This window comes from Enterobacter sp. RHBSTW-00994, assembly GCF_013782625.1.
Classification (GTDB): Bacteria; Pseudomonadota; Gammaproteobacteria; order Enterobacterales; family Enterobacteriaceae; genus Enterobacter.
On record NZ_CP056199.1, the window covers coordinates 2669943 to 2686869 of the forward strand.

Annotated in this window: 17 protein-coding genes; 13 read left to right on the plus strand and 4 right to left on the minus strand. The window is 53.0% G+C overall.

Features of this window, described 5'->3' with window-relative positions; all coding sequences use genetic code 11:
• The first annotated feature begins 161 nt into the window (after positions 1–161).
• The 4 genes from lolB to dauA all read left to right on the plus strand — a co-directional run bounded on the left by lolB (position 162) and on the right by dauA (position 4534).
• Positions 162–773: a lipoprotein insertase outer membrane protein LolB gene (gene lolB / locus HV346_RS12800; protein WP_181619719.1), complete on the plus strand. Its 612-nt coding sequence runs from the start codon at positions 162–164 to the stop codon at positions 771–773.
• The gene (gene ispE / locus HV346_RS12805) at positions 770–1639 is read left to right on the plus strand and encodes a 4-(cytidine 5'-diphospho)-2-C-methyl-D-erythritol kinase (RefSeq protein WP_181619720.1); all 870 of its coding nucleotides are present in this window, start codon (positions 770–772) and stop codon (positions 1637–1639) included. The genes lolB and ispE overlap by 4 nt, the downstream gene beginning before the upstream one ends.
• Before the next feature lie 125 nt (positions 1640–1764).
• Positions 1765–2712 carry a ribose-phosphate diphosphokinase gene (gene prs, locus HV346_RS12810; RefSeq protein WP_003856663.1) on the plus strand — a complete coding sequence of 316 codons (948 nt, stop codon included), beginning with the start codon at positions 1765–1767 and terminating at the stop codon, positions 2710–2712.
• 124 nt (positions 2713–2836) lie between these two features.
• On the plus strand, positions 2837–4534 hold the full coding sequence (dauA, locus tag HV346_RS12815) for a C4-dicarboxylic acid transporter DauA (protein WP_181619721.1): 1698 nt from the start codon (positions 2837–2839) through the stop codon (positions 4532–4534).
• On the opposite strand, the gene HV346_RS12820 is transcribed toward dauA, so the two are convergent.
• Positions 4514–5560: a MerR family transcriptional regulator gene (locus tag HV346_RS12820; protein WP_181619722.1), complete on the minus strand. Its 1047-nt coding sequence runs from the start codon at positions 5558–5560 to the stop codon at positions 4514–4516. The two genes, dauA and HV346_RS12820, sit on opposite strands and share 21 nt — an antisense overlap.
• Before the next feature lie 125 nt (positions 5561–5685).
• The gene (gene ychH / locus HV346_RS12825; protein WP_181619723.1) at positions 5686–5961 is read right to left on the minus strand and encodes a stress-induced protein YchH; all 276 of its coding nucleotides are present in this window, start codon (positions 5959–5961) and stop codon (positions 5686–5688) included.
• A gap of 279 nt (positions 5962–6240) precedes the next feature.
• On the opposite strand from ychH, the gene pth reads away from it, so the two are divergent.
• Entirely contained in the window at positions 6241–6825 is a 585-nt protein-coding gene (gene pth, locus HV346_RS12830) for an aminoacyl-tRNA hydrolase (protein ID WP_181619724.1), read from the plus strand.
• Between the two features lie 126 nt (positions 6826–6951).
• Positions 6952–8046, plus strand: coding sequence for a redox-regulated ATPase YchF (ychF, locus tag HV346_RS12835; protein ID WP_181619725.1), 1095 nt, complete (start codon positions 6952–6954; stop codon positions 8044–8046).
• A 56-nt stretch (positions 8047–8102) separates the two neighbouring features.
• Here ychF and HV346_RS12840 read toward each other — a convergent pair whose 3' ends face one another.
• Positions 8103–8909, minus strand: a complete 807-nt coding sequence (locus HV346_RS12840) for a hypothetical protein (protein ID WP_181619726.1) — start codon at positions 8907–8909, stop codon at positions 8103–8105.
• Positions 8910–9140: 231 nt separating this feature from the next.
• On the opposite strand from HV346_RS12840, the gene HV346_RS12845 reads away from it, so the two are divergent.
• The gene (locus HV346_RS12845) at positions 9141–11429 is read left to right on the plus strand and encodes an FdhF/YdeP family oxidoreductase (protein WP_181619727.1); all 2289 of its coding nucleotides are present in this window, start codon (positions 9141–9143) and stop codon (positions 11427–11429) included.
• 1 nt (position 11430) lies between these two features.
• Here HV346_RS12845 and HV346_RS12850 read toward each other — a convergent pair whose 3' ends face one another.
• A complete protein-coding gene (locus HV346_RS12850) occupies positions 11431–12270 on the minus strand; it encodes an AraC family transcriptional regulator (protein WP_249415088.1) in 840 nt (279 codons plus the stop codon).
• A 107-nt stretch (positions 12271–12377) separates the two neighbouring features.
• Here HV346_RS12850 and HV346_RS12855 point away from each other — a divergent pair, with 107 nt between their 5' ends.
• The 6 genes from HV346_RS12855 to HV346_RS12880 all read left to right on the plus strand — a co-directional run bounded on the left by HV346_RS12855 (position 12378) and on the right by HV346_RS12880 (position 16907).
• Positions 12378–13118 carry an AzlC family ABC transporter permease gene (locus HV346_RS12855; protein ID WP_181619728.1) on the plus strand — a complete coding sequence of 247 codons (741 nt, stop codon included), beginning with the start codon at positions 12378–12380 and terminating at the stop codon, positions 13116–13118.
• A gap of 2 nt (positions 13119–13120) precedes the next feature.
• Entirely contained in the window at positions 13121–13441 is a 321-nt protein-coding gene (locus HV346_RS12860) for an AzlD domain-containing protein (RefSeq protein ID WP_181619729.1), read from the plus strand.
• A gap of 147 nt (positions 13442–13588) precedes the next feature.
• A complete protein-coding gene (locus tag HV346_RS12865; protein WP_181619730.1) occupies positions 13589–14677 on the plus strand; it encodes an ABC transporter ATP-binding protein in 1089 nt (362 codons plus the stop codon).
• Positions 14670–15299, plus strand: coding sequence for an ABC transporter permease subunit (locus tag HV346_RS12870; protein WP_181619731.1), 630 nt, complete (start codon positions 14670–14672; stop codon positions 15297–15299). Before HV346_RS12865 ends, HV346_RS12870 begins: the two co-directional genes overlap by 8 nt.
• Entirely contained in the window at positions 15299–15970 is a 672-nt protein-coding gene (locus tag HV346_RS12875) for an ABC transporter permease (protein ID WP_181623773.1), read from the plus strand. Before HV346_RS12870 ends, HV346_RS12875 begins: the two co-directional genes overlap by 1 nt.
• Positions 15971–16007: 37 nt before the next feature.
• On the plus strand, positions 16008–16907 hold the full coding sequence (locus HV346_RS12880) for an ABC transporter substrate-binding protein (RefSeq protein ID WP_181619732.1): 900 nt from the start codon (positions 16008–16010) through the stop codon (positions 16905–16907).
• The last annotated feature ends 20 nt before the right edge of the window (positions 16908–16927 follow it).

Sequence of the window (16927 nt, forward strand, 5' to 3'; positions counted from 1 at the left end):
CAGGATGCGCGAGATCAATAAAAGAGACCGCCCCCTTTCGGAGTAATAGGTGTTCCGCGCTAATTAAATGATTTAAGACAATATGAACGTAGACGCTGCCAGCGCCGGGCGCTAGCATTAAGGGTTATTACTGCAACGTATCTCAAGGATTTGTCATTATTATGACCCGACTGATTCGCCTGCTGCCTTTGACGGCGCTGCTTCTGACCGCGTGTTCTATTACTCCACCCAAAGGTCCGGGTAAAAGCCCTGACTCCCCGCAGTGGCGTCAGCACCAGCAGGATGTGCGCAATTTGAGCCAATACCAGACGCGCGGTGCGTTTGCCTACCTATCTGACGAGCAAAAAGTGTACGCCCGTTTCTTCTGGCAGCAAACGGGGCAGGATCGTTACCGTCTGCTGCTTCTGAACCCGCTGGGTAGCACAGAACTGGAGTTAAACGCGAAGCCTGGCGAAGCACAAATTACCGACAACAAAGGCCAGCATTACACCGCGACCGATGCCGAAGAGATGATTGGCAAACTGACCGGCATGCCGATTCCGCTCAATAGCCTGCGTCAGTGGATCCTCGGCCTGCCGGGTAATGCGACCGATTATACCCTCGACGACCAGTATCGTCTGAGCCAGGTCAATTACACGGAAAAGGGCAAAACCTGGAAAGTGGTGTACAGCGGTTATGACAGCAACAGCAAACCGGCGCTGCCATCCAATATGGAACTGACCGAAGGCACTCAGCGTATCAAGCTGAAAATGGATAACTGGATGGTCAAATGATGACCCACTGGCCCTCCCCTGCAAAACTGAATCTGTTCCTGTACATCACCGGGCGACGGGCAGACGGTTACCACACACTGCAAACGTTGTTTCAGTTTGTCGATTATGGTGACACGGTGTCGATCAGCCCTCGCCATGATGGCCAGATTCAACTGCTGACCCCTGTTGAAGGTGTGGAGCACGACGATAATCTCATTGTGCGTGCCGCGCGCCTCCTGATGAAAGCGGCGAGAGAGAGTGGGCGGCTGCCGACCGGAAGCGGTGCAGATCTCCGCGTTGAGAAACGGCTGCCTATGGGCGGTGGACTGGGTGGCGGCTCATCCAATGCCGCTACCGTTCTGGTCGCGCTGAATCATCTGTGGGGATGTGGTTTGTCAACAGACGCACTGGCGGCCCTGGGGCTGACACTAGGAGCCGATGTTCCGGTATTTGTTCGTGGCCATGCCGCCTTTGCAGAAGGGGTCGGCGAAATCCTGTCACCGGCTGAACCGCCGGAAAAATGGTATCTGATCGCCCACCCCGGCGTGAGTATTCCCACGCCTGTTATTTTCAACGATCCGGACCTCCCGCGTAATACCCCAACGCGGTCAATAGAAACGTTATTAAAATGTGAATTCAGCAACGATTGCGAGGTTATCGCAAGAAAACGTTTTCGTAAGGTTGATGCGGTGCTTTCCTGGCTGTTAGAATACGCGCCGTCGCGCCTGACTGGCACAGGGGCTTGTGTCTTTGCTGAATTTGACACTGAATCCGCCGCTCGTCAGGTGCTAGAGCAAGCGCCAGAATGGCTGCATGGTTTTGTGGCGCGTGGGATGAACACTTCCCCGCTACAGCAGACCCTTCTTGCGCAGACTGAGTTTCGGTGACAACGTCACCCTGTTCCAGACGTTGCATCGCGCTCTTTAATACACCGCCTGGATAGCCTTCGCCTGGCCCGCACAGTTTTTGGCGAATGTTATCCACCATTGGACGCATGCCTGAGGTTCTTCTCGTGCCTGATATGAAGCTTTTTGCTGGTAACGCTACCCCGGAACTAGCACAACGTATTGCCAACCGCCTGTACACTTCCCTCGGCGACGCCGCTGTAGGTCGCTTTAGCGACGGCGAAGTCAGCGTACAAATCAACGAAAATGTACGCGGTGGTGATATTTTCATCATCCAGTCCACCTGTGCTCCAACTAACGACAACCTGATGGAATTGGTTGTTATGGTCGATGCCCTGCGCCGTGCTTCTGCAGGCCGTATCACGGCTGTTATTCCTTACTTTGGTTATGCCCGCCAGGACCGTCGCGTCCGTTCCGCGCGTGTACCTATTACCGCTAAAGTTGTTGCCGATTTCCTGTCAAGCGTCGGTGTAGACCGTGTTCTGACGGTTGACCTGCACGCCGAGCAGATCCAGGGCTTCTTTGATGTCCCGGTTGATAACGTATTCGGCAGCCCCATTCTGCTGGAAGACATGCTGCAGCTGAACCTGGATAACCCGATTGTGGTTTCTCCGGACATCGGCGGCGTAGTCCGCGCTCGTGCTATCGCCAAACTGCTGAACGATACCGATATGGCTATCATCGACAAACGCCGTCCACGTGCTAACGTTTCTCAGGTGATGCACATCATCGGTGACGTTGCAGGTCGTGACTGCGTGTTGGTTGACGACATGATCGATACCGGTGGTACGCTGTGTAAAGCAGCCGAGGCGCTGAAAGAGCGTGGCGCTAAGCGTGTGTTCGCCTACGCAACTCACCCGATCTTCTCCGGTAATGCGGTGAATAATCTCCGCAACTCTGTTATCGATGAAGTGGTGGTTTGCGATACCATCCCATTAAGCGATGAGATCAAAGCACTGCCAAACGTACGTACTTTGACCCTGTCCGGGATGCTGGCCGAAGCGATTCGTCGTATCAGCAACGAAGAATCCATCTCAGCAATGTTCGAGCACTGATCGAACACGGCCGAAAAACCCGCTGCGGCGGGTTTTTTTGTTTTGAATATTCATTTGTATGACCAATGCCTCCTTCACCTGCCATTCACATGACAGATGATGCGCACACGGATGATAGATTATTGTGAAAAACGTAACTTCCTCACAAGTTCTGCCCTTTCGCGCCCTCATCGACGCCTGCTGGAAAGAGAAATACACCCTGTCACGCTTTATGCGCGACGTTATTGCGGGTATCACCGTCGGGATTATTGCGATTCCCCTGGCGATGGCGCTGGCAATTGGTAGCGGTGTTGCACCGCAATATGGGCTGTATACCTCGGCAGTTGCCGGGATTGTGATTGCGCTGACGGGGGGTTCTCGCTTTAGCGTCTCGGGGCCAACCGCCGCCTTTGTGGTGATCCTCTACCCGGTATCACAGCAGTTTGGGCTGGCTGGCCTCCTGGTTGCCACACTGATGTCTGGCGTCTTTTTGATTCTGTTCGGGCTGGCCCGCTTTGGTCGGTTAATCGAATATATCCCCCTTTCCGTGACGTTGGGGTTCACATCAGGGATTGGTATTACCATCGGGACGATGCAAATCAAGGATTTCCTGGGTTTACAGTTGCCGCATGTACCGGAACATTACCTGCAAAAAGTGGGGGCACTGTTTATGGCGCTACCCACTATCAATATGGGCGATGCTGCCATTGGTATCGTCACATTGGGCACGTTGATTGTCTGGCCACGTTTGGGCATTCGCCTGCCAGGTCATCTGCCAGCATTGCTGTTGGGATGTGCAGTGATGGCTATCGTCAACATGCTTGGCGGTCACGTGGCAACTATTGGTTCCCAGTTCCATTACCTGTTAGCCGATGGCTCGCAGGGCAACGGGATCCCTCAGCTTTTACCGCAACTGGTGTTGCCGTGGGATATGCCAGGCTCCACCTTCACTTTAAGCTGGGACTCCCTGCGCGCGCTGCTACCTGCTGCGTTCTCGATGGCAATGCTGGGCGCTATTGAATCGCTGCTCTGCGCCGTCGTGCTGGATGGTATGACAGGAACCAAGCATAAAGCCAACAGCGAGCTGGTCGGCCAGGGACTTGGCAACATCATTGCCCCTTTCTTTGGCGGCATCACTGCCACCGCCGCAATTGCGCGTTCCGCGGCTAACGTTCGGGCAGGCGCAACCTCTCCGGTATCAGCCGTTATTCACGCGGTACTGGTGATCCTTGCACTGCTGATCCTTGCCCCCTTACTCTCCTGGCTCCCGCTTTCGGCTATGGCAGCCCTGCTGCTGATGGTCGCCTGGAACATGAGCGAAGCGCATAAGGTGGTCCACCTGCTGCGTCGTGCGCCAAAAGACGACATCATCGTGATGCTGATCTGCATGTCGCTGACCGTTCTGTTTGACATGGTGATCGCCATTAGCGTGGGCATTGTGCTGGCTTCCCTGCTGTTTATGCGCCGAATTGCACAAATGACCCGCCTCTCCCCGGTGAACGTCGAGGTTCCGGATGATGTACTGGTGCTTCGGGTGATCGGCCCGCTGTTCTTTGCCGCAGCAGAAGGCCTGTTCAACGAACTGGAGTCACGCATTGCCGGTAAACGGATCGTGGTACTGAAGTGGGATGCAGTTCCGGTACTGGATGCGGGAGGTCTGGATGCCTTCCAGCGCTTTGTCAAAAAGCTGCCGGAAGGCTGCGAACTGCGCGTGAGTAATCTTGAATTCCAGCCTCTGCGCACCATGGCGCGGGCTGGTGTACAACCAGTTCCAGGCCGTCTCGCATTCTATCCTAATCGCGAAGCAGCCTTAGCCGATGTGTTAGTGACCGAGCATCAATAAGCGTTTTTGCATCATGATGCCTATCGCCTGCTGTAGCCATTCAAGCACAGCAGGCGTCATCCACGTTCCTTTCATCAGATGCGGCTCCTGTTGCATCGCAACCCGAAACTTTTGCTGTGTGGCCGGGTTTGTTCCCGCGTAGGACTGAAAAAGCATCAGCCAGTTTTCAGCCAGCGCTTGTGCAGCTTCTGTTGAGGGATCGAGCGACGCTTGCTGCGCCTGGTGTAATTTCGCTACCAGCGGTGGCCATTCCATCATCCGGTCAAAATAGTGGGCGCGCGTAAACACCATCTCTTCTGCGGTAAGATAGTTTTCCCAGATAACGAGTTTTGATTCGGCGAAAGCCCGCGTAACATAATCGGTCATCTCAGGTGTTATCCCTGTTTGCTCGCGCATTTGCGGCTCAACGCTATGCATCTCATTAAGCCGGGTCAGGAATTCTGGCTTACCTGCCGTGTCCTCCTCCAGACGCAGCATCCAGCGTGTCGCGAGATCCATCGCTCTCGGATCCGTCACACTAACATGCTGTTCCAGCAGCATTTGAGCCTCATTAACCAGGCCTGACCAAATCACAGCCAACTCGGCTTTCTGCGCCGCAAAGGGTAACTGCTGTAACTCTTCTTTGCTAAACCAGCGATCATACATGTTCATTAACTCCAGAGTTTGTAGCCAGGACTCAAGGTCCGGCGTCTCCTGTGCATTCAGTCCGGTACGTAAATCCGTCAGTCGGTCACGCAACGTACTGATGCTGCGTACCTGTTTATCCAGCAAGCGGATTTGTGCGTCCAGGAGATCAGCCAGCGAGAGAGACGCGTGATCCAGAAAGTCTCGTATTTCGGCAAGCTCCAGCCCTGCTTTTGCCAGCACCTGTATCATGTGCAGGCGTTTAACATCAGCCAGATTATAAAGCCGGTAGCCAGCCGCACTTCTGGCAGAAGGCAGTAACAACCCTGTTTGTTCGTAATGGTGCAATGTTCGCACGGTGATCCCGGCCCGTCTGGCCAGTTCCCCCACTTGAATCAACATAACGGTTCCTTTTCTTTTGCCAGTGGCACTCACTCTGGAGCCTTACGTTACGTGAGGGTCAAGCTGATATGCAAAAAAAAACGGTTCCGACAGGAACCGTTTCTCATAAAATCCTGCTATAACCGCTAGCTGTGTTTATGCTGATCGCGGCGGCAGCGTTTATCATAGTGGCGCACCCACCAGTACCGGTCACTCACCTGTTCATGACCACTGACACGCGCACCTGCAAGCCAGAGGACAGCACCTACGAAGATACTCAATACCGCGCCATGTGCGAAATATTGTGGCAGGTCGAGCTGCGGCAATTGGTTTAAAATAGAGTAACCGACACCGGCGACCATCACGAACAGTCCCAACCCCATCAGTACGTTACCGAGTATCGAAGCGTTTTTGCGTTTCATAGATTACCTCCGGAACTTTGGTTTGGGTTGCAGGGCAGTATGTCCCTAATCCTTGTGTGTAAAGTATAGACAACGGCCCTTTCAGGAGTTGCGTGAACGATCACAATTACGCTCATCTCCACCACAAAAGTTTACAAATAAGCCTCTGAACCGCTTGAAATTCTAATGGTTCACATCAGTAATTATTCGTATTTTGGCGTTGCCGGCGCAGAATTTTGTCAAGCGGCGCGCCAGACAGTAAACTACGCGCCAGATCTGGAATCTTTTAGGAATTAAACCGTGACGATTAAACTGATTGTCGGCCTTGCCAACCCGGGCGCTGAATATGCTGCAACCCGCCATAATGCCGGTGCGTGGTATGTTGATCTGCTGGCCGAACGGTTACGCGCCCCCCTGCGCGAAGAACCGAAATTCTATGGTTTTACTTCGCGTATAAACCTGGCGGGTACTGATGTGCGCCTGCTTGTGCCAACCACATTTATGAATCTGAGCGGCAAAGCGGTTGCGGCGATGGCAACTTTTTATCGCATCAATCCGGACGAAATTCTGGTCGCCCATGATGAGCTGGACCTGCCGCCAGGAGTGGCAAAATTCAAACTGGGCGGTGGTCATGGTGGCCACAACGGGCTAAAAGACATCATCAGTAAATTGGGCAATAACCCGAATTTTCACCGTTTACGCGTTGGAATCGGCCATCCGGGCGATAAAAACAAAGTTGTCGGCTTTGTGCTCGGCAAACCTCCGCTTTCTGAGCAAAAACTGATTGATGATGCAGTAGACGAAGCGGCGCGTTGCACCGAAATTTGGCTGAAAGATGGCTTAACAAAAGCGACAAACCGCTTACATGCCTTCAAAGCGCAATAATCCGGACATTACGGCTTTTTTACCGCGCGACATGCGGGTTACGTGTATAATAAGCGAAGTTATTTACTTTTCTTCAATCGGTTAGCTCTAACGGATTGATAATCAAGACATTAAGGTGATTTAGAAATGGGATTCAAATGCGGTATCGTTGGTCTGCCTAACGTTGGCAAATCCACCCTGTTTAACGCGCTCACCAAAGCGGGTATTGAAGCGGCAAACTTCCCGTTCTGTACCATTGAGCCGAACACCGGTGTCGTACCCATGCCTGATACGCGTCTGGATCAGCTCGCGGAAATCGTGAAACCGCAGCGCATCCTGCCAACCACCATGGAATTCGTGGATATTGCGGGTCTGGTAAAAGGCGCATCCAAAGGTGAAGGTCTGGGCAACCAGTTCCTGACCAACATCCGTGAAACGGAAGCGATTGGTCACGTCGTTCGTTGTTTTGAGAACGACAACATCATCCACGTAAACAACAAAGTGGACCCGGCTGACGATATCGACGTTATCAATACCGAGCTGGCGCTGTCTGACCTGGACACCTGCGAACGTGCCCTGCACCGTGTGCAGAAGAAAGCCAAAGGTGGCGATAAAGACGCGAAAGCTGAACAGGCTGCGCTGGAAAAATGTCTGCCACAGCTGGAAAACGCGGGCATGTTGCGCGCGCTGAAAAACCTGACAGAAGAAGACAAGGCTGCCATCAAGTACCTGAGCTTCCTGACGTTGAAACCAACCATGTACATCGCTAACGTCAACGAAGACGGTTTTGAGAACAATCCGTACCTGGATAAAGTCCGTGAAATTGCTGCGGCAGAAGGTTCTGTTGTTGTGGCCGTTTGTGCCGCCGTTGAATCCGATATCGCCGAACTGGACGATGCTGACCGTGAAGAATTCATGGCTGAGCTGGGTCTGGAAGAACCGGGGCTGAACCGCGTGATCCGCGCAGGTTACGAACTACTGAACCTGCAAACCTACTTCACCGCTGGCGTGAAAGAAGTTCGTGCCTGGACTATTCCTGTGGGTGCGACCGCACCGCAAGCCGCAGGTAAAATCCACACCGACTTCGAGAAAGGTTTTATCCGCGCACAGACCATCGCGTTCGAAGACTTCATCACCTACAAGGGTGAGCAAGGCGCGAAAGAAGCGGGCAAGATGCGTGCTGAAGGCAAAGACTACATCGTTAAAGATGGCGATGTGATGAACTTCCTGTTCAACGTCTAAGTCATATAAAAAACCACGCAATCGCGTGGTTTTTTTATCTCCCCACAGTCCGGTCTCTAGGCTTTGTCTGTTTTATATCGGCACGTCTCTAGTGTAAAAATCCGCCTCTCTCCTTGCTGACGAGCAACCAGAATATGTTCATCGTCAATCAATACACCCCGTGTAGAAGGTTCAAGCTGGCATGGCGATCGGCTATACATTTCAAGATTGAAAATAAGAGAATCCGCCGATTCCGTCATAAACGTCGAATATTTTTCGATAGCATGATGTGATATGCCATAAATAAATCCGCAAAAAACACCAAAGCTGAATAACTGGATGAGGCGGGTCACGCCTAAAAAACGGACTGTCTCAGTATGTTTACTGAAAGGAAGTAATAATGTTTTCACTTCCCGGTCGAGGATAAAATAGTACATCAAAGCCAGAGGTACGACGATGACAACACTTATTGCAAATAACACCCCCATCAATAACGAAAAAATAAATGGAATCGTCAGAATTGAAAGTATGGCCGTTGTATTTGCGAATTTAGTGGGTTCAACGCCTGTCACTGCATTGATAACCTGTCCTGCAATTGAAATTGCCAATGCGGTACATAGACTGAATACAACCAGGATAACCCCTTTTCCAGGCAAGGTAGTATAAACGCGTTTAAATACAGCCAGAAGGTCGAAAAAAATAACAATCGTCCAGAGAAGTAAACTTAAAATAAAAAAGGAGCGAGTAAAATTATTCATACCCGTTAAAATATCCAACACCTTGTAAATACAGACTGCAAGCAGAATATTAAAATACATCTTCTGTGAAATATCTAAAACCTGATAAAAACTGCGGATCCTTTGCAATACTGTCAGAAACGTCATAATCCCCCCTTAGAGATGAAATGCCATAATAACGCAGTTCCTGAAACTTAAAACTCACATGATTTAGTGATCTCTATTTGCCGATATGCAATGACGAGTCGCGGATAACCGTCAGTCCACCCGCGCTCATCCCGCTCCTACTGTCATTTTGCAAATGAAGAGATTTTGTTGCCATTGCGTTAATAAATAAGGTGTAAAATTCATCTGTTAACCTATCGATCAGGAGTCCAGATGAAGACCAAAAGACGCTCAGTTCCCGGAATCAGACACTACGACGGTCCTGCCGGCGGTTGGGGCGCTCTGAAAGCGACGGCCATTGCCGTACGCACGCAAATGGACACCCTGGATGCCCCTGCCACGCTGCTGCGCACCAACCAGCCGGATGGTTTCGACTGTCCGGGCTGTGCCTGGCCTGATAAAGAACACAAATCCACGTTCCAGTTTTGCGAAAACGGCGCGAAAGCGGTGACATGGGAAGCCACCAGCAAACGCGTCACGCCGGAATTTCTGGCGCAACACACGGTCAGCGCTTTACTCGAAAAATCAGATTTCGAACTTGAAGGCTATGGCCGTTTGACTCGCCCCCTCCAGTATCATGCAGAGAGTGACACATTTCGCCCAGTGGAATGGGAACAGGCCTTTACGCGCATCGGCGAGATCCTGCGCGGTCTTGAACCCGATCAGGTCGAGTTTTACACGTCGGGGCGCGCCTCAAACGAAGCCGCCTGGCTGTTCCAGCTCTTCGCACGTGAATACGGTACGAACAATTTCCCGGACTGCTCCAACATGTGCCATGAAGCGACCAGCGTTGGATTACCCCGCTCGATTGGGATTGGCAAAGGAACGGTCTCGCTGGATGATTTTGACAAGACAGAACTGGTCATTTCTATCGGGCACAACCCCGGAACCAACCACCCACGGATGATGGGTACGCTGCACGAACTGGCACGTCGCGGCGTGCCCATTATCGTGTTCAACCCGCTGCGGGAAAGAGCTCTGGAGCGTTTTGCCGATCCGCAAAGCCTGATAGAAATGGCCACCTACAGCTCGACCGATATCGCCTCGACTTATTTCCAGGTAAAGGCAGGCGGTGACGCGGCAGCGTTAAAAGGCATTGCGAAACATCTGCTGGAGTCTGAATCCCTGCACGGCAATGTGCTTGATAGCGTCTTTATTGCCGAACATACGCAGGGTTTTGATGATTTTGCTGCAGATATCATGCAAACAAACTGGGAACTTATCGAACGCGAGTCAGGCTTATCACAGGCAGCCCTGAAAAGTGTGGCCGATGCCTACGCCAAATCTAACGCCACCATCATCACCTACGGTATGGGCATCACCCAGCATAACAAAGGGACGGCAAACGTCCGCCTGATTGCCGACTTGCTGTTAATGCGGGGCAATATCGGTAAAGCCGGGGCGGGTATTTGCCCGCTTCGCGGACACTCTAATGTTCAGGGAAACCGGACCGTCGGTATCACAGAAAAACCGTCCGCAGAATTTCTGGAACGACTGGAAAATCTCTTCGGTTTTGTTCCACCGTCAAAACACGGACACGATGCGGTCCAGGCCACCCAGGCAATGATCGACGGAACCGCCAAAGCCCTTCTCTGTCTTGGCGGTAATTTTGCCGTGGCCATGCCAGACCACACGCGGGGTTTCCCGGCTATGCGCACGCTGGATCTGAGTGTTCACGTCGGCACAAAGCTAAACCGCACGCATCTGCTGGTGAGCAAAGAAACCTTTATTTTGCCCTGCCTTGGCCGCACGGAACTGGATATTCAGCAAACAGGGCGACAGTCCATTACCGTGGAAGACTCCATGTCGATGGTGCACGCCTCATCCGGGAAGCTGAAACCTGCGTCGCCCCTGATTCGCGCCGAACCAGCTATCGTCGCAGGTATGGCCAAAGCGACGCTCACAAACAGTAACGTAAACTGGATGGAACTGGTTGCTGATTATGATCGCATCCGCGATCTGATAGAAAAAACCATCCCTGGTTTCGAAAACTACAATGAACGCATCCGCGTGCCAGGCGGTTTTCGCATGCCACTGCCTCCTGTCGCGCGAGTCTGGCCAACACCGACCGGCAAAGCCATGTTCTCCGTCTTCCAGGGTGTGGATGAGAATGCCACGGGCGAAGGCGACAACGTCCTGCGCCTGATTACATTACGCAGTCACGATCAGTACAACACCACCATCTATGCGCTGGATGACCGTTATCGCGGCGTGTTCGGTCGGCGGGATATTCTTTTCATGAATGAAGGGGATATGGAACAGCTTGGGCTGGAACATGGCGATCGGGTTGATCTCGAAACGGCCTTACCGGGCGAGACGCAGCGCCTGGAGGATATTACCGTGGTTGCATACAACATCGCGTCTGGCTCCGTCGGAGCCTATTATCCGGAAGCCAACGTCCTGGTTCCGCTCGATTACCTTGATAAGGACAGCGGCACACCCTCGTTTAAATCAGTGCCCATCAGAGTGACGCTGCGTTCGAAAGAGATCCGGGCATTGTAAACTATAAGGCCGACGCCACGGCAAACGCGCCGGGCGTCGTGCCAAAATGATGACGAAAATGTTTGATCAGATGACTCTGGTCGAAGAAGCCCACATCGGTCGCCACCTGTGCAGCCCCCATCCCCCGGGCTAACAGTGCTTTTGCACGCACCAACCGCAATTGGGTCAGATACTGGTGTACCGACAAGCCGGTCATCGACTGGAACGTGCGCATAAAATAGAACTCGCTCAGTCCTGCGACATCGGCAATCTCTTTGACCGAAAGGGAATGCTGGTAGGCCGAATGAAGGTAATCAACCGCCTTGCGGATATCCGCCCGCAGAATGGCCTGGCGACCAGAATTTACGGTTCGCTCCCCATAGTGTCCCACCAGCAGGTTGAGAATTTGATACATCACGCACTCTTTCTCTAGCGGGTCGTGGCTGGCGCTGAGCACCGACGCGGCCTGTAGCATTCGTCTCGCCATGCCAGGATCGTGGCGCATACCGTCTGTGCCAAAATTCACACTTCCCTGCCCACGCAGCACCGTCTCCGCCACATCCTGAACCAGGCCTTCGGAAGGATAAAATGCACAATAATCCCAGCCTTCATCGCGCTGTACCGCTTCGCCGGTATGCACCTCTCCCGGCATAATAAACATCACCGTACCTGGGGCCGCAATGCCTCGCTCTCTGCTGATACGCGTGCGTTGCGCACCACGGGCAAAGGCGGCAATCACAAACTCATTATGAAAATGAGGCGGATAGCTGTGCTCGTAACAGGAAGCACGCAGGATCTCCATGCCACCGTGTAGCGCATTATCCCGCCAGAGCCTGATGTCATCCCGCGTATCTTTTGCCACATCACACCCTTAAATTGATATTTCTGCAAATGCGCAGGATTTTACTATAGCGATTTTTGCCATTTCTTAAGATTATCATTCAGTGATGTACATTACGGGACAAATTAATGTTGATGAAAACAAAGACCGCTCACAGGGATGAGGCAACCGCAGAATTTCGCGCCGGGATCAGCGCCTGCCTGCCGACTATTCCGGGATACTGGAGTATTGGTTTTGCCGCTGGCGCCATCGGTACGCTCTCCGGGTTTACGACCATACAAACCGCGCTGCTGGCAAGCGTCCTGTACACGGGGTCCGCACAGTTTCTGTTCTATTCCCTCTGGGCGACCGGGGCGGAGGTCGCCTCGGTGGTATTCAGCGTTTTTCTGGTGAATCTGCGCTATCTGCTAATGAGCTCCGCCATGAGCGTCTTCTTTCGCGAGCAGAGCACTACGCAAAAGCTCATCAGCGGGTTGCTGCTGACCGATGAAACCTTTGGCGTCGCCGTGCAACGCGGCAGCCATTCGAATCACGTGCCCTATGCCTGGATGCTCGGCCTCAATCTGGCCGCGTGGCTTAACTGGATCCTGGCCTGTGTCGTCGGTGCGTGGCTCGCCTCAGCGCTTCCGCCTTCGCTAATGGAAGGGCTGAGCTTCAGTCTGGTGTCGATGTTTATTGGCCTCGTGTTGATGATCTGGTTCGCCAGCCGCAAAAAAGCACTGGAAACCTTCAGTATTGCCACCGCGGTCGCGATTACGCTGCTGACAGCAAAACAGCTGGATATCAGCGTCGTAGTCATTATTGCCGCCTCTGTCGCCGCAACGCTTGCCACCCTGGGGTTACGCCTCTTTTACAAAGGGGAGAAATAACGATGGAACGAAATATTCTGCTGGCGATTTTTATCTCCGCGCTGGTCACGGCGTTGATGCGCACGGTTCCGATCCTGCTGCTTTCGCGTTTTCGTCTTGCGCCCATTTTGCAGCAATGGTTGAGCTTTATTCCATCCGCCATCATGACGGCCATCATCACCGCTGAGCTGATTGGAAAACCGGCGCTAACCCCTTCGGGGATCAGTATCTCGTTGCTGGCCGCCGCCATCTCTGCCGTCGCCGGAATGCTAACCCGCAGCCTCTTCGCCACGGTCATTGCCGGGATGGTTGCCTTCTCCGGGTTAAGCTACATACTGATGTAATCCCTTCCCCCTCTGCGTCCTGGCAGAGGGGAAACAAAAGACAAATAGCAGCAATACAAATGCAAATATCATATTTGCGCCCCCCTCTCTGCCTCTGTAATTTGTCGTTTATATAAATGCAATAATTTCAGGGTGCTATTGTTTCCTATGATCAGACTCGAAAACATTAACAAAACGTACCCTGGCAGTACGCATGCCGCTATACGTGGACTCAACCTTACTATCCGTGAAGGCGAGTTTTGTACGTTTGTCGGACCCAGCGGTTGCGGTAAGACAACAATATTACGCATGATTAATCAGCTGGATATTCCTGATACCGGAAACGTATATGTTCAGGGAAACAAAATAGCGGACGAAGATATTATTCAGGTGCGCCGTAAAATAGGTTTTGTCATGCAAAGCGCGGCATTATTTCCGCACCGAACGGTGGCACAGAATATTGCCACCGTACCGCGTTTACTGGGCTGGAATAAAAAACATATTCTGGCGAGAATTAACGAACTTGTTGGATTAATGTCGCTTGATCCCACACTGCTGAACCGTTATCCCCACCAGCTTTCTGGCGGGCAGCAGGGTCGGGTTGCCATTGCCCGCGCGCTGGCAGCCGACCCACCGGTGTTACTGATGGATGAACCCTTCGCGGCAATTGATCCGGTGGTTCGCGAAAAGTTGCAGGATGAATTGCTCCAGCTGCAACAGCGGCTGCATAAAACCATCGTGCTTGTCACCCATGACATCAATGAAGCCATCCGTTTAGGCGACAAAATCGCGATATTTCAGGAGGGCAGCGTGCTGGCGCAGTTCGATACGCCCGATCACATTCTGGCCCATCCGGCCAGTGAGTTTGTGGCGCGCTTCATTGGGCCAGAGCCGAACCTGAAACGTCTGGGCAGGTTCCAGGTCGGCCAGCTTCCGCGACATGATGTCGCGCTTGTCGATGAAACACTGACGCCGATCTCCAGCGAGCACCCTACCGTTGCCAGCCCATTGCGACTGGTGCTGGATAACCAGCGACGCCCGTTGTACTGGCTGGATCCTGAGCGCCGCATCACGACCCCACTTTCCCTTACACTCAAGGCATTGCATACCCTGCGTTTTGCCTACAGCGCCCTGCTGGATGCTCCAGGTGGCGTCCTGGTCCACGTCAACGGCGACGGACAGTATCAGGGGAGCATTACGCACGCCCTGCTCCAGCATGTGCTGGACGGGCATGTGGATGTTCGCCGCTATGATTGACTGGCAATGGATCGTGGATAACCAGACGCCGATCGCGGCGTTGCTCTGGCAGCACGCCCAACTGGTGCTGGTTTCGCTCTTTTTCGGCACAGTTCTGACCGGCGTGTTGATTGGCCTGACGCTGCGCTGGCCCGCCTCTGCGCCACCACTCCTCTACCTGTGCGGGATCTTATTCACTATCCCGTCGCTGGCGTTGTTTATTCTGTTGATCCCCTTCACGGGGCTGTCACTGACCACCTCGGTTATCGGACTTACGCTGTACTCCCTGTTGATCCTGCTGCGTAATGTGGTCGCCGGGATCGAAAAACTGCCGTTCGATGTACTGGAGTCTGCACGCGCTCTGGGATACACGCGCTGGAAGCGTTTCATTGACGTTGAACTGTATTTGATTATCCCTTCACTGTTTGCCGGGCTGCGTATTGCATCGGTCACGCTGGTTGGTCTGGTTACGGTAACAGCACTGATTGGTCAGGGCGGTCTCGGACAGTTGCTGCTCTCGGGCTTCAACCAGGATTTTCTGACACCTATCGCCGTCAGCGTGGTTCTGAGCCTGCTGTTGTCCTTTACTTTTGACTCTCTGATAGCGCATCTGGGCTATTGGATCACCCCCTGGACACGATGATGGAGACGTTAACGGCAACCCTTCACTGGCTTATACAGCCGAATCACTGGTCAGGTGATACGGGGATACTCCTGCGGCTACGCGAACATCTCTGGTATGTACTGATCAGCATGGCGATCGCATCCGCCATCGCGCTTCCACTCGGTGTGATGCTGGGTTACTGGCGCAAAGGGGCATTCCTGGTGATCAATCTGTTTAATATTGGCCGGGCGATCCCCTCGCTGGGGCTGATTTTGCTGTGCATTATTCTTTTTGGTTTCAACGATGTCCCGGTATTTCTGGCGCTGGTCGCACTGTCGATTCCGCCCATTCTGACCAACACGTGGGTTGGAATTTACCATGCCGACCGGACGCTGTGCGACGCAGCCATCGCGCTGGGCATGACCCCACTACAAAGCCTCTGGCAACTGCGTATTCCACTGGCAATGCCGTTGATTTTTGCGGGTATACGTACCGCGCTGTTGCAACTGATCGCTACCGCGGTGGTCGCGGCATACGCGGGTCTGGGCGGGTTAGGCCGTTTTTTGATTGACGGACTCGGCCAGCGCGACATGCCGCAAGTGATTGCGGGCTCCCTGGTGGTCACGCTACTCGCCATCGCCTGCGAAGCGTTATTTTCGCTGATCGGTAAACGGATATTTCGGCTACAGGCCGCATCCGCACTCAATTAATTCTCACAAAAACCACCTGCACAATAAAAGAGGCACTATGACACAACCATTCTGGCAAGTATTTAACCGTCGTGGGTTTACATTATCCCTACTGGCGGCAGGATTATTTAGCCTGAGTTTTACGACACTGGCGGAAACCGTCACCATTGGCGGCGCAAACTTTACCGAAAGTTCTATTCTCGCCAATATTTATGCCAGTGCCCTAAAGAAAAATAATATTGAGGTAAAAACCCGTCTTAATCTGGGTAACCGTGAAATTATTCTTCCGGCACTGAAAAGTGGTGAAATTGATATTGTCCCGGAATATCTCGGCGCATTGCTTAATTATTATGATGGTAAAACGCTGGCGACCGAGCAAGGCGACGTCAGCGCCGAGCTGGAGAAAGTGCTGCCTGCCGATTTCACACTGCTGACACCTTCTTCCGCCAGCTCCGTTACCGCCTGGGCGGTTCGGGCCGAAACCGCAAAGAAATACGGGTTAAGCAAACTCTCTGATCTGACCCCCATCGCCCACGAACTGGTGATCGGCGGTCCACCGGAATTTCCGGTTCGCGCCCTGGGTTTGCCGGGACTGAAACGCGTTTACGGGCTGGAGTTCAAGGCGGTGAAGTCGCTGGATATGGGCGGTCCGTTGTCTCGCCTGGCGCTCAATTCCGGCAAGATTGATGTGGCAACCGTCGTCTCAACACAGGGCTCGCTCGCCAAAGAAGACTGGGTGGTGCTGGAAGACGACAAACACGAACAACCGAGCCAGAACGTGGTTCCGTTGGTGCGTAAAGCCGCACTGACACCCAAAATTGACAGCATCCTGAACTGTGTCTCCCGCAAACTGGATAACACCGCGCTGGTTGAGCTGAACAAACAGGTCGATCTACAGCATAAAGATCCTGCCGCCGTCGCGGAACAATGGGTCAACACTCACCTGACCGCGCAGTAACCCCTTTATGGCCAGGGAAT